We start from the raw sequence: 12,328 nt of genomic DNA, 5'->3' as shown, positions 1-12,328 counted from the left end.
GGCCTGAGAGGATTGGTGAATGGACGTCGAACTTCCCGAACTTCCCTTCCCTCTCCGTACCTATGGGCCTGATGGGCACTGGTCGCACGAGGACGGGATACTCACCGGCTGGGCCGGCCCCCGCCAGGACCGTTTCGTGCCGCCCACCGACGAGGCACTGGACCCCGCCTCCGACGCGCCCCGCCTCCTCGGGGCGCCGGAGGGGGACTTCCAGCTGATCGCCCGCGTCACGGTCGGCTTCGGCGCGGCCTTCGACGCGGGGGTCCTCTACGTCCATGTGGGGGAGCGGGCCTGGGCGAAGCTCTGCCTGGAGAACTCCCCTGACGTACCCACCGTCTGCACGGTGGTCACCCGGGGGCACTCCGACGACGCCAACTCCTTCACCGTGGACGGCAGTTCCGTCTGGCTGCGGATCAGCCGCACGGGGCGGGCCTTCGCCTTCCACGCCTCCCGTGACGGCAAGCGCTGGACCTTCATCCGGCTCTTCACCCTGGGCGACGAGAAGGAGACGTCCGCCGCGCTCGTCGGTTTCATGACGCAGTCGCCGATGGGGGAGGGGTGCGTGGTGACGTACGACGGCATCGAGTTCCGCCCGAACTGGCCCCAGGACCTGAGAGACGGCAGCTGACCGCGGGTGGGGGGTCGGCCGCGCAGCGGGAACCGTGGCCCCCCTCCACCACGTCTTCGGCTGCATGATCAGCACACCCCACACCGCAGCCCCCCTCGTCATCAGAACCGCGCTGCCCAGCGAGGCCGCCACCATCGCCGACCTCCACGTCCGCGCCCGTGCGACCTACTACCCGGACGGCCTGCCGGAAGACGGCTTCGACTGGCTCGCACGCTGGCGCGGTGCCATCGAGCGCCCCGACGGCCACGTCCTGTGCGCGGTGCGCGACGGACACCTCGTGGGCATCGCCTCCTTCCGTACCGCGGAGGGCGCCCCCGCCGACACCGTGACGCTCTTCCAGTTCCACGTGGCCCCCGACCACTGGCGCGAAGGCATCGGCACCGCACTGCACACGGCCTGCCTCGAACAGTGGCGGGCCGACGGCAAGCACACGGCCACCCTCGACGTGCACGTCGACAGCGCCCGCGCCCAGGCCTTCTACGCCCGCCAGGGCTGGGTCCCGGACCCGGAGAACCCGCCCGCCGAAGGCGATCACCACCTCTTCCTGCGCTACGCCGTCACCGGGGAATGAAATCGGCCGCTTGAACGTTCACATACTCCTGCCCCCGGAGGGGCCCGTATTCGTACGACCTGGAGAGAGCCGAAGACATGCGCGTCGAGATCTGGTCGGATATCGCTTGTCCCTGGTGTTACGTCGGAAAGGCCCGTTTCGAGAAGGCGCTCGACGCCTTCCCGCACCGTGACGAGGTCGAGGTCGTGCACCGCTCCTTCGAGCTGGACCCCGGTCGCGCCAAGGACGACATCCAGCCCGTGATCAAGATGCTGACCAAGAAGTACGGCATGAGCGAGGCGCAGGCGCGGGCCGGCGAGGAGAACCTGGGCACGCAGGCCGCCGCCGAGGGCCTGGACTACCGCACCCGGGACCGCGACCACGGCAACACCTTCGACATGCACCGTCTCCTCCACTTCGCCAAGGAGCGGGGCCGCCAGGACGAGCTGATCGGCCTGCTGTACAAGGCGAACTTCGCCGAGGAGCGGACCGTCTTCAACGACGACGAGCGGCTCGTCGAGCTGGCCGTCGCCGCCGGGCTCGACGCCGACGCGTCCCGCGAGGTGCTGGCCGACCCGAAGGCGTACGCCGACGAGGTGCGCGCCGACGAGCGCGAGGCCGCCGAGCTCGGCGCGAACGGCGTGCCGTTCTTCGTCCTGGACCGCAAGTACGGCGTCTCCGGCGCCCAGCCCGCCGAGGTCTTCGCACAGGCCCTGACCCAGGCGTGGGGCGAGCGCCCGCCGCTGAAGCTGATCCAGGACGGTTCCGCCGACGCGGAGGCCTGTGGCCCGGACGGATGTGCCGTACCGCAGCCGTAAGCCCGTCCGGCACGGCGGTGAAAGCGCAGGTCGGGGCGGACGTATAAGCAGTCCTTACCGGAACCACGCAAAACTCCGTAATGGACGAGAGGTGCTCGGGGCCGCACAGTGGTCCCATGGAGACCTTCGAGAGCCTCGTACGAGCCGAGTTCGCCCCGAAGAACACCTACCTGAACACCGCGAGCTGCGGACTCCTGCCGGCGCGCACGGTCGAGGCCATGCGCGCCGCCGTCGAGTCCGTCGCCGAAGGACGGCCGTCCGACATGTTCGACGACGTGGAGGCCGCCCGCGCCGCCTTCGCCCGGCTGGCCGGGGTCCCCGCGGGCCGGGTGGCGGCCGGGGCCTCGGTCGCCGTCTACAGCGGGCTGATCGCCGCCTCGCTGCCGCCGGGCGCCGAAGTCCTCACCGCGGAGGACGACTTCAGCTCCGTCGTGAACCCTTTCCACGTCCGTGGCGACCTCAAGCTGCGCGCCGTACCGCTGGAGCGGATCGCCGAGTCCGTGCGTCCGGGCACCGCGCTCGTCGCGGTCAGCGCCGCGCAGTCCGCGGACGGGCGGATCGCCGATCTGGCGGGCATCGCCCGGGCCGCGCGCGAGCACGGAGCGCGTACGTACGTGGACGTGTCCCAGGCCGCCGGCTGGCTGCCGATGGAGGCCGACGCGTACGACTTCGTCTCCTCGGTCGCCTTCAAGTGGCTCGTCTGCCCTCGGGGCGTGGCCTTCCTGGTCGTTCCGGAGGACTTCGGCGGGCTCATTCCGGTGTTCGCCGGCTGGGTCGCGGGTGAGGCGCCCTGGGACAGCTGCTACGGCCCGGTGGAGGAACTCGCCCACTCGGCCCGGCGGTTCGACGAGAGTCCCAGCCTCTTCTCGTACGCGGGCGCCCGGCACTCGCTGGAGCTCGTCGAGGAGCTGGGCGTGGCGAACGTACGCGCCCATGACCTCGCCCTCGCCGACCGATTCCGCGCCGGGCTCCAGGGGCTCGGCCACACACCGGTCTCCGCCCCCGCCTCGCCGATCGTGTCCGTGCCCGGACTCGGCCGGAGCCAGCCGGAGCTGAGCGAGGCCGGGGTCGAGGTCTCCGACCGGGCGGGCAACCTGCGCGCGGCCTTCCACCTGTACAACACCCCCGCCGACGTCGACCGACTGCTGGACGTCCTGTCCGGCTGACCCCGGCGGGGGCTCCTTCACGCTCGCGGCTACGCCATGCCCGCGGCTACTTCACGGGTGTGAAGTCACGGGCACCGATGAACTCGGGCCTGCGGACCGGCGCCGCGAACGGCTCCACCGCCGCGTTCTCCACGCTGTTGAACACGATGAAGACGTTGCTGCGCGGGAACGGGGTGATGTTGTCCCCGGAGCCGTGCATGCAGTTGCAGTCGAACCAGGTCGCCGAACCGGCCCGGCCCGTGAAGAGCTTGATGCCGTGCCGGTCGGCGAAGCGGGTGAGCGCCTCGTCGGACGGGGTGCCCGCGTCCTGCATCTGGAGCGACTTCTTGTAGTTGTCGTGCGGGGTGGCCCCCGCACAGCCGAGGAACGTCTTGTGCGACCCCGGCATGATCATGAGGCCGCCGTTGGTGTCGTGGTTCTCGGTCAGCGCGATCGACACGGACACGGTCCGCATGTTCGCCAGCCCGTCCTCGGCGTGCCAGGTCTCGAAGTCCGAGTGCCAGTAGAACCCGCTGGCCCCGAAGCCCGGCTTGACGTTGATCCGCGACTGGTGGACGTAGACGTCCGAGCCGAGGATCTGCCGGGCCCGCCCGACGACCCGCTCGTCGCGTACGAGCGCGGCGAAGACCTCGCTGATCCGGTGCACCTCGAAGACGGACCGGATCTCCTGCGTGGCGGGCTCGATGATCGAGCGCTCGTCGGCGCGGATCGCCGGATCGGTGACCAGTCGCTCCAACTCGGCCCGGTAGAGGGCGACGTCGTCCTCGCCGATCAGTTCCTCGATCGCGAGGAAGCCGTCACGCTCGTAGGCCTGGAGGTCGGTCACGGAGACCGGCCCGGGAGTGCCGGGCGCGCCCCAGACAACCGGGTCCTGACGGGGCACGGACACCTCGGCGGCGCCGCGGCTGGGGTAGAGATCGGTGAAGGTGGTCGCGGTGGTCGTGGTGGTCGTGGTCATGGGGCTTCAGACCTCCTCGGGTTCGGTGAGCAGCGGATAGACGCCGTTCTCGTCGTGGTCCTCCCGTCCGGTGACGGGCGGATTGAAGACGCAGACGCACCGGAAGTCGGTCTTGGGGCGCATGGTGTGGCGCTCGTGGCCGTCGAGCAGGTACATCGTGCCCGGCGTGATCCAGTGCGTCTCACCGGTCTCGTCGTTGGTCAGCTCGGCCTCGCCCGCCACGCAGAGCACGGCCTCGATGTGGTTCGCGTACCACATCGACGTCTCCGTACCCGCGTACAGGACCGTCTCGTGGAGGGAGAAGCCCACCTTCTCCTTGGCGAGAACGATGCGCTTGCTCTCCCAGGTACCCGTCGCGGCCTTCACATGCCGGTCGGTGCCTTCGATGTCCTTGAACGAACGGACTATCACGGTGGTGCCGTGCCTTTCTGTCAGATCTGTCGGATCTGTCGGATCTGGCGGACGTCTGCCGGACGTCTGTCAGACGGTTTCGTGTACGGCTCGGGCGAGGGTGCGCAGGCCCTCGTCGAGCTCGTCGGGGGTGATGGTGAGCGCGGGGAGGAGTTTCACGACCTCGCTCTCCGGGCCGGAGGTCTCGATGAGCAGCCCGAGTTCGAAGGCGCGCTGCGCGACGCGCCCCGCACGCTCCTTCTCGTGGAACTCAAGGCCCCAGACGAGGCCGCGCCCCCGGTACTCCTTCACGTCGGCGAGGTTCTCCTCGGTGAGGGAGATCAGCGCCTGCTCGATCTGCTCGCCGCGGGCACGGGTCTGCTTCTCCATGGCGGACCCGTCGGACCAGTACGTCTCCAGGGCCGCGGTGGCGGTGACGAACGCGGGGTTGTTGCCGCGGAACGTGCCGTTGTGCTCGCCCGGCTCCCAGATGTCCAGCTCGGGCTTGAACAGGCACAGCGACATGGGCAGTCCGTACCCGCTGATGGACTTGGACACGGTCACGATGTCGGGCACGATCCCCGCCTCCTCGAAGGAGAAGAACGCTCCCGTCCGCCCGCAGCCCATCTGGATGTCGTCGACGATGAGCAGCATGTCGCGCCGCCGGCACAGGTCGGCGAGGGCGCGCAGCCACTCGGGCCGGGCGACGTTGATGCCGCCCTCGCCCTGCACGGTCTCGACAATGACCGCGGCGGGCTGGTTGAGCCCCGACCCCTGGTCCTCCAGCAGCCGCTCGAACCAGAGGAAGTCCGGCACCTGGCCGTCGAAGTAGTGGTCGAACGGCATCGGGGTCCCGTGCACGAGCGGAATCCCGGCACCGGCCCGCTTGAAGGCGTTCCCGGTCACGGCGAGCGAGCCCAGCGACATCCCGTGGAAGGCGTTGGTGAAGGACACGATCGCCTCGCGCCCCTTCACCTTCCGCGCCAGCTTCAGCGCGGACTCGACGGCGTTGGTGCCCGTCGGCCCCGGGAACATGACCTTGTACGGCAGGTCGCGCGGCCGTAGGACGAGGTTCTGGAAGGCCTCAAGGAAGGCGCGCTTGGCGGTCGTCGACATGTCGAGGCCGTGGGTGACGCCGTCGCGCTCCAGGTAGTCGATGAGGGCCCGTTTGAGTACGGGGTTGTTGTGCCCGTAGTTCAGGGACCCCGCACCGGCGAAGAAGTCGAGGTACTCGTGTCCGTCCTCGTCGAACATCCGGCTGCCCCGGGCCCGGTCGAAGACGGTGGGCCAGCTGCGGCAGTAGCTGCGCACCTCCGACTCCAGGGTCTCGAAGACGCTCAGGTCGGGCTGGATGATGGTCACGGCGAATCGCTCCTCGGTGCGTGGGGGAGGGAGGGGAAAGTCAGGAGGAAGGCAGGGGGAGACAGGGGGAAGACAGGGGAAGACAGGGGGATGTCCGGGTCGGCCGAGGGGTCGGTCCAGGGCCGGCTGGGAGCCGACGGCCCGGGGTCAGCTGGGGAGCGGACCGATCCGGTAGAGCACTTCGGGGTCGTGCGGTCCGTCCGGGAACTGCCCTGTCTCGAACAGCACTTCGCGCTCGACGCTCGCGCGGTGGCGGCGCGCGTACGAGGTGAACAGGCGCTCGGAGGCGGTGTTGCCGGGCGTGATCGTGGTCTCGACGGCGGTGATCGTCCGCTGCTCCGTGACCCGCGCGGTCAGCCCGTCGAGCAGGGCCGCGGCCAGTCCGCGTCCGCGGTGGGCGGCGTCGACGGCCACCTGCCACACGAGCAGGGTGCCCGGACACTCGGGCCGGACGTACCCGGTGACGAAGCCGACGGGCACGCCGTCCGCGTCGCGCGCCACCGCCGACGTACCGGCGAAGTCACGGCACCACAGCAGATAGCTGTACGAGGAGTTCAGGTCGAGGGTTCCGGAGGCCTTGGCGATATGCCAGAGCGCGGCTCCGTCCGCCACCTTCGGACGGTCGATCCGAAGGCCCTCCGGCATTTCCAGGAATTCCGCTTGCAGGTCTGCTTGTGCGGCGGTCATGCGGATTGAATTTACCCAGGGAAATCTTAAATTGCATCGTCGGCCGGGGTTACGTACGACGCGCCGTTGTGTTATCACGCGCCCGTGAAGGCCCGGTGCTACAGGTGGTGTAAAGGGACAGTTTGCCCGGAAAATAGGGGAGGAAGTGGACGCATTGTGGAGTGCGTCACAGACACATAATGACCACGAAACGTGCCCGAATTGCGTCGGTTGATGTTCGCGAAATCTTTGCGTTTAGAGACCGGGAAAGCGGGCAGAAGAATACGGGAAGCTAATCTTCGAGTTAATGCAAGAATAAGCATGGTGAGCGTCTCGTCAATTGATGCACGATTAAGCACCGACAAGTCCGTCGATTCGCTCGCGCACGATGGAACCAGTTCCGTTCGGCCTCGTCCTCGAACGCCGGACGGGCTGGGAGTCTTCAGGGGCGCGGGGGACTGCGCGACCAGCCCCCCCACCCGCAGCCGAAGAACACACCCGGGGTCCGGGGCGGAGCCCCAGGTTCAGGGCTAGGCCCTGTCGTCAAATTCCCGTCTGCCCCGCGACGCCATGCACGCACTCTCGCCGCACCGGGCACAGACCCAAGTACATCCAGTACGAGGGCCTGCGCCCGGCACGCCGAGAGCACGCACCTGACCCCGCGGGGCCCGCCCTCCGGGCGGACGACGGGAATTTGACGACAGGACCTAGGTCCAGGCCTCCGTCGTCGCGCGGCGTGCCGCTTCCAGGTCGACCGTGAGGTCGGACTCGGCCATCGCCGCCCCCAACGCCGCGAGGCAGGAGTGCACGACCCCCGGCGTCGCATCGGGGCCGTAGTGGTTCACCCGGATCATCTCCTTCGCCAGCGCACCCCCACCCGCGACCAACGGCAACACCGGATCCGCGGCCAACGCCTTCGCGACCAACTCCCCCGCGTCGACCCCGGACGGCGCCCGCAACGTCGTGGCGACCGGCGCCGCGTCCCCCGCCTCGTACACGTACGGCTCCAGCCCGCCACCCAGGGCGACCGCCCCCGCCCGCGTGGCCGCCGCCGCCAGGGCGTGGCGGCGCATCACTTCGTCGAGCCCCTCCGCCTCGATCCGCTCGACACACGCCTCCAGCGCCAGCATCTCCAGCTGCGCCGGCGCGTGCAGCAGCGCCTTGCGCCCGCCGTCGACCCACCGCTCCTTCCAGTCCAGCAGGGAGAGGTAGGACCGACGCGGCGCCCCGGGATTGGCGGCCATCCGCGCCCACGCCCGCTCGCTCACGGACACCGCCGACACCCCGGCAGGACCGCCCATCGCCTTCTGCGCCCCGATCACGCACAGGTCGACTCCCCACGCGTCCGGCAGTACCGGCTCCGCGCCGATCGAGGCGACGGCGTCCAGGTAGAACAGCGCGCCGTGCGCACGCACCACCTCGCCGATCTCCGCGACGGGGTTCGTGTTGCCCGTCGCCGCCTCCGCGTGCACCAGCGAGACGAAGTCGATCGCCGGATGCTCGGCAAAGGCGTCACGCACCTGCGCGGCCGTGACCGCCGTGTGGAACGGCACCGCGAGATCGATCACCGTCGCCCCGCAGTCCCGCAGCCAGTCCCCGAAGGTCTGCCCGTAGGGCCCGGTGATCACGTTGAGCGCGGTGGTGCCGGGCCCGGCCGTGGCGCGAATGGCACCCTCCAGGGGCAACAGCGCCTCTCCCTGCATGATCACGACGTCCTGCTCGGTGGAGAGCAGCCGCGCCACGCGGTCCTCGATCGCCGCGAAGTGTGCGGCGCTCAGCGGGGCGAGGTCCAGGAAGGGATGGGTCACGACGGTGCTCTCTTCGCTCACGGGTTCCAATGCGCAGCCCCGAGCGTATCCGGAGGCCTTGTCACGCCACGGCGATCCTCGGTCGTACGGGCGGACACCCTCAGGTCGTACGGCCGGACGGCCCCGCGAGGCATGACTTCTGAGGCCGAACGGCGCAGCAGCCATCGGATTGGTTTGAGTGAGTCAAACCTTTCCTTATAATCGGAATCCTCCATTCCCCTCACAGGAGGTCTCCGTGAACTCGGTCCTCGGACGCCGGACGCGCATTCTGGCCGCCACCACCGCCACGGCCGGGCTGCTGCTCGTGGCCGGCTGTTCCTCGGGCGGCGGAGGGGGCCAGAGCAGTGCCAAGGGCGTTCCCCTGGTCAAGGCGGGCCAGGTCACGACCTGCACCCACCTCCCGTACCCGCCGTTCCAGTCGGAGATCAACGGCAAGGTGCAGGGCTTCGACGTCGCGCTGATCGACCTGGTCGCGGGGAACCTCGGCGTGAAGCAGGAAATCGTCGACACGCCCTTCGAGAACTTCAAGACGGGCGCGTTCCTCAACTCCAGCCAGTGCGACCTCGCCGCGGCAGGCATGACGATCACGCCGGAGCGCAAGAAGAACGTCGACTTCTCCGACCCGTACTTCGACGCCACCCAGGCCGTCCTGGTCGACAAGAAGAGCGGCGTCGACTCCCTCGCCGACGTGAAGGCCAAGGGCAAGAAGCTCGGCGCCCAGGCGCAGACGACGGGCGAGGACTACGTGCGCAAGCACGGCTACGACCCGGTCTCCTTCGAGTCCTCCGACGCGGTCCTCAACGGCCTGCGCACCGGCCAGGTCCAGGCCGTCATCATCGACTACCCGGTCGTCCAGGGCTGGCTGAAGGACAAGGCGAACGCCGACGCCTTCAAGGTGGTCGACAACCTCAACACCGGTGAGCAGTACGGCTTCACGGTCAAGAAGGGCAACACCAAGCTCCTCGCCGAGATCAACAAGGCGATCAAGCAGGCCAAGGCCGACGGCACGTACAAGAAGCTCTACGAGAAGTGGATCGGCCCGTACCCCGCGTCCGCGGCCACCGCCTCCCCGTCCGCCTCATGAGCGATGCCGACGCACGACTCCAGCCCCGCAGGTCCGGCCTGACCCGGCGCCAGAAGCGCGCCCTGTCGCGCGGCGCGCAGTACGTCGTCTTCGTCGCCGCCGTGATCGCGTTCGCGGTCACGGCGGACTGGGGACGTCTGAAGAACCAGTTCGCGCAGTGGGACCTGGTCAAGCAGATGTTCCCGGACGTCATCACGCTGGCGCTGAAGAACACCGTGCTCTACACGATGTCCGGCTTCGTCGTCGGTCTCGTGCTCGGCCTGGTCATCGCCCTGATGCGCCTGTCCTCGGTGGGCCCCTACCGCTGGGTCGCCGGCATCTACATCGAGATCTTCCGGGGCCTGCCCGCCCTGCTGATCTTCGTCTTCGTGGGCGTCGCCGTACCGCTCGCGTTCCCGGGCACGGAGATCCCCGGCGGCACCTACGGCAAGGTGGCGCTCGCGCTCGGCCTGGTCTCGGCCGCGTACATGGCCGAGACGATCCGCGCGGGCATCCAGGCGGTGCCCAAGGGGCAGATGGAGGCGGCCCGTTCGCTGGGCTTCTCGCACGCCCGGGCCATGGTCTCGATCATCATCCCGCAGGCGTTCCGCGTCGTGATCCCGCCGCTCACCAACGAGCTCGTCCTCCTCTTCAAGGACTCCTCTCTGGTGCTGTTCCTCGGGGTCACCCTGGAGGAGCGCGAACTCACCAAGTTCGGGCGCGACCTGGCGAGCCAGACCGCCAACTCCACACCGATCCTGGTCGCGGGCCTGTGCTACCTGCTCGTCACCGTGCCGCTCGGATTCGTCGTACGCCGCCTGGAGGCCAAGGCCGGGGAGGCCACCAAGTGACCAGCACCAGCAGCACCAGCACCAGCACCGGCACTCCGGAGATCGACGTCCGGGACCTGCACAAGTCCTTCGGCGACAACGACGTCCTGCGCGGTATCGACCTGGAGATCGGACAGGGGGAGGTCGTCTGCGTCATCGGACCCTCCGGCTCCGGCAAGTCCACCCTGCTCCGCTGCGTGAACCTCCTGGAGGAACCCACCAAGGGCCAGGTCTTCGTCGGCGGTAGCGAGGTCACGCACCCCGACGTCGACATCGACGCCGTACGCCGCCGGATCGGCATGGTCTTCCAGCAGTTCAACCTCTTCCCGCACCTGTCGGTGACCGAGAACCTCACGCTCCCGCAGCGCCGGGTGCTGAAGCGGGACAAGGAGGAGGCGGCCAAGGTCGCCGCCGAGAACCTGGCGCGGGTGGGCCTGTCCGAGAAGGCCGACGCCTACCCCTCCTCCCTCTCCGGCGGCCAGCAGCAGCGTGTCGCGATCGCCCGCGCGCTCGCCATGGGCCCCGAGGTGATGCTCTTCGACGAGCCGACCTCGGCGCTCGACCCGGAGCTCGTCGGCGACGTACTCGCCGTCATGCGCAGGCTCGCCCACGAGGGCATGACGATGATGGTCGTCACCCACGAGATGAGTTTCGCGCGCGAGGTCGCCGACCGGGTCGTCTTCATGGACGGCGGCGTGATCGTCGAGGACGGCGTCCCCGCGCAGGTCATCGGCAACCCGAGCCACGAGCGCACCCGCCACTTCCTGTCCCGGCTGCTGGACCCGGCGATGGCGGACGTGGAGGAGGACAGCGCCCCGTAGGGGCGCGGGGCTGTGACCCTGTGCGGCTCCGCCGCGTGGGCGCGACCGGCCACGAACCACCCGCAGCGGCAGAACTAAGGTTCTCCCCATGAGCGATCAAGCGGTGCTGCATGTGAAAGGCAGGGTGCTCGTCGGCGCCGACGACGTGCGGGACGAGCTGTGGGTCGTCGGCGGCCGGATCTCGTACGAGCGCCCCGGCGCCCGTGACATCCGTACCGTCGAGGGCTGGGCCCTCCCCGGTCTCGTCGACGCGCACTGCCATGTCGGCCTCGACGCGCACGGGCCCGTCCCCGACGACGTCTCCGAGAAGCAGGCGCTCACCGACCGCGAGGCCGGCACCCTCCTCATCCGGGACGCGGGCTCGCCCTCCGACACCCGGTGGATCGACGACCGCGCCGACCTACCGAAGATCATCCGAGCGGGCCGGCACATCGCCCGCACCCGCCGCTACATCCGCAACTACGCGCACGAGATCGAGCCGGACGACCTGGTGGCGTACGTCGCCCAGGAGGCCCGGCGCGGCGACGGCTGGGTGAAACTGGTCGGCGACTGGATCGACCGCGAGACGGGCGACCTCAGCGCCTGCTGGCCGCGCGAGGCCGCTGCGGCGGCGATCGCCGAGGCGCACCGCCTCGGCGCACGGGTGACCGCGCACTGCTTCGCGGAGGACTCGCTCAGGGATCTGGTCGAGGCGGGCATCGACTGCGTCGAGCACGCGACCGGTCTGACCGAGGAGACGATCCCCCTCTTCGCCTCCCGCGGGGTCGCGATCGTCCCCACGCTCGTCAACATCGCCACCTTCCCGCAGCTCGCCGCCGGGGGAGAGACGAAGTTCCCGCGCTGGTCGGCGCACATGCGGGCACTGCACGAACGCCGCTACGACACCGTGCGCGCCGCCTACGACGCCGGAGTCCCGGTCTACGTCGGCACCGACGCGGGTGGTTCGCTGGCCCACGGTCTGGTGGCCGGCGAGGTCGCCGAACTCGTCACCGCGGGCATCCCGCCGGTCGAGGCGCTGTCCGCGACGGCCTGGGGCGCCCGGCGGTGGCTCGGGCGGCCGGGGCTGGACGAGGGCGCGCCCGCCGACCTCGTGGTGTACGAGGGGGATCCGCGCGCGGACGTACGGGTGCTGGCGGCTCCGCGCCGGGTGGTGCTGAACGGGCGGGTCGTGGGCTAGGTCCTGTCGTCACATTCCCGTCTGCCCCGCGACGCCATGCACGCGCCCCCAAGTTCTCGGCTTCGCTCGAACAGGGAGGGACCCCCTTCAC

The 12,328-nt window shown here is 69.6% G+C and carries 13 protein-coding genes; 8 read left to right on the top strand and 5 right to left on the bottom strand.

The window, feature by feature from the left end; genetic code table 11:
* The first annotated feature begins 19 nt into the window (after nt 1-19).
* From ACFVWD_RS40740 to ACFVWD_RS40725, 4 genes are all read left to right on the top strand, one after another.
* Complete coding sequence (locus ACFVWD_RS40740) at nt 20-628, top strand: DUF1349 domain-containing protein (RefSeq protein WP_101405881.1); 609 nt, start codon at nt 20-22, stop codon at nt 626-628.
* A gap of 64 nt (nt 629-692) precedes the next feature.
* A complete protein-coding gene (locus ACFVWD_RS40735; RefSeq protein WP_389603009.1) occupies nt 693-1,199 on the top strand; it encodes a GNAT family N-acetyltransferase in 507 nt (168 codons plus the stop codon).
* Between the two features lie 77 nt (nt 1,200-1,276).
* Nucleotides 1,277-1,996: a DsbA family oxidoreductase gene (locus ACFVWD_RS40730; protein ID WP_389603008.1), complete on the top strand. Its 720-nt coding sequence runs from the start codon at nt 1,277-1,279 to the stop codon at nt 1,994-1,996.
* Nucleotides 1,997-2,112: 116 nt separating this feature from the next.
* The gene (locus ACFVWD_RS40725; protein WP_389603007.1) at nt 2,113-3,162 is read left to right on the top strand and encodes an aminotransferase class V-fold PLP-dependent enzyme; all 1,050 of its coding nucleotides are present in this window, start codon (nt 2,113-2,115) and stop codon (nt 3,160-3,162) included.
* A 46-nt stretch (nt 3,163-3,208) separates the two neighbouring features.
* Here ACFVWD_RS40725 and thpD read toward each other — a convergent pair whose 3' ends face one another.
* From thpD to ACFVWD_RS40700, 5 genes are all read right to left on the bottom strand, one after another.
* Nucleotides 3,209-4,120 (bottom strand): ectoine hydroxylase, encoded by a 912-nt coding sequence (gene thpD, locus ACFVWD_RS40720; protein WP_389603006.1) that lies wholly within the window; start codon nt 4,118-4,120, stop codon nt 3,209-3,211.
* Nucleotides 4,121-4,126: 6 nt separating this feature from the next.
* The gene (locus tag ACFVWD_RS40715) at nt 4,127-4,531 is read right to left on the bottom strand and encodes an ectoine synthase (protein WP_054232284.1); all 405 of its coding nucleotides are present in this window, start codon (nt 4,529-4,531) and stop codon (nt 4,127-4,129) included.
* 69 nt (nt 4,532-4,600) lie between these two features.
* The gene (ectB, locus tag ACFVWD_RS40710) at nt 4,601-5,872 is read right to left on the bottom strand and encodes a diaminobutyrate--2-oxoglutarate transaminase (RefSeq protein WP_389603005.1); all 1,272 of its coding nucleotides are present in this window, start codon (nt 5,870-5,872) and stop codon (nt 4,601-4,603) included.
* A 147-nt stretch (nt 5,873-6,019) separates the two neighbouring features.
* Nucleotides 6,020-6,559: a diaminobutyrate acetyltransferase gene (gene ectA, locus ACFVWD_RS40705; protein WP_389603004.1), complete on the bottom strand. Its 540-nt coding sequence runs from the start codon at nt 6,557-6,559 to the stop codon at nt 6,020-6,022.
* Between the two features lie 686 nt (nt 6,560-7,245).
* The gene (locus ACFVWD_RS40700) at nt 7,246-8,346 is read right to left on the bottom strand and encodes a pyridoxal-phosphate-dependent aminotransferase family protein (RefSeq protein ID WP_389603039.1); all 1,101 of its coding nucleotides are present in this window, start codon (nt 8,344-8,346) and stop codon (nt 7,246-7,248) included.
* Between the two features lie 235 nt (nt 8,347-8,581).
* Between ACFVWD_RS40700 and ACFVWD_RS40695 the strand changes: the two genes are divergently transcribed.
* From ACFVWD_RS40695 to ACFVWD_RS40680, 4 genes are all read left to right on the top strand, one after another.
* Nucleotides 8,582-9,430, top strand: coding sequence for a transporter substrate-binding domain-containing protein (locus tag ACFVWD_RS40695; RefSeq protein ID WP_389603003.1), 849 nt, complete (start codon nt 8,582-8,584; stop codon nt 9,428-9,430).
* Complete coding sequence (locus ACFVWD_RS40690; RefSeq protein WP_389603002.1) at nt 9,427-10,260, top strand: amino acid ABC transporter permease; 834 nt, start codon at nt 9,427-9,429, stop codon at nt 10,258-10,260. Before ACFVWD_RS40695 ends, ACFVWD_RS40690 begins: the two co-directional genes overlap by 4 nt.
* Complete coding sequence (locus ACFVWD_RS40685) at nt 10,257-11,060, top strand: amino acid ABC transporter ATP-binding protein (protein WP_389603001.1); 804 nt, start codon at nt 10,257-10,259, stop codon at nt 11,058-11,060. Before ACFVWD_RS40690 ends, ACFVWD_RS40685 begins: the two co-directional genes overlap by 4 nt.
* A gap of 88 nt (nt 11,061-11,148) precedes the next feature.
* Nucleotides 11,149-12,237, top strand: coding sequence for an amidohydrolase family protein (locus ACFVWD_RS40680; RefSeq protein ID WP_389603000.1), 1,089 nt, complete (start codon nt 11,149-11,151; stop codon nt 12,235-12,237).
* The last annotated feature ends 91 nt before the right edge of the window (nt 12,238-12,328 follow it).

Source organism: Streptomyces sp. NPDC058086, assembly GCF_042885015.1.
Classification (GTDB): domain Bacteria; phylum Actinomycetota; class Actinomycetes; order Streptomycetales; family Streptomycetaceae; genus Streptomyces.
Note: the sequence above shows the minus strand (reverse complement) of the source record. Positions and strands in the feature narration are given on the sequence as shown.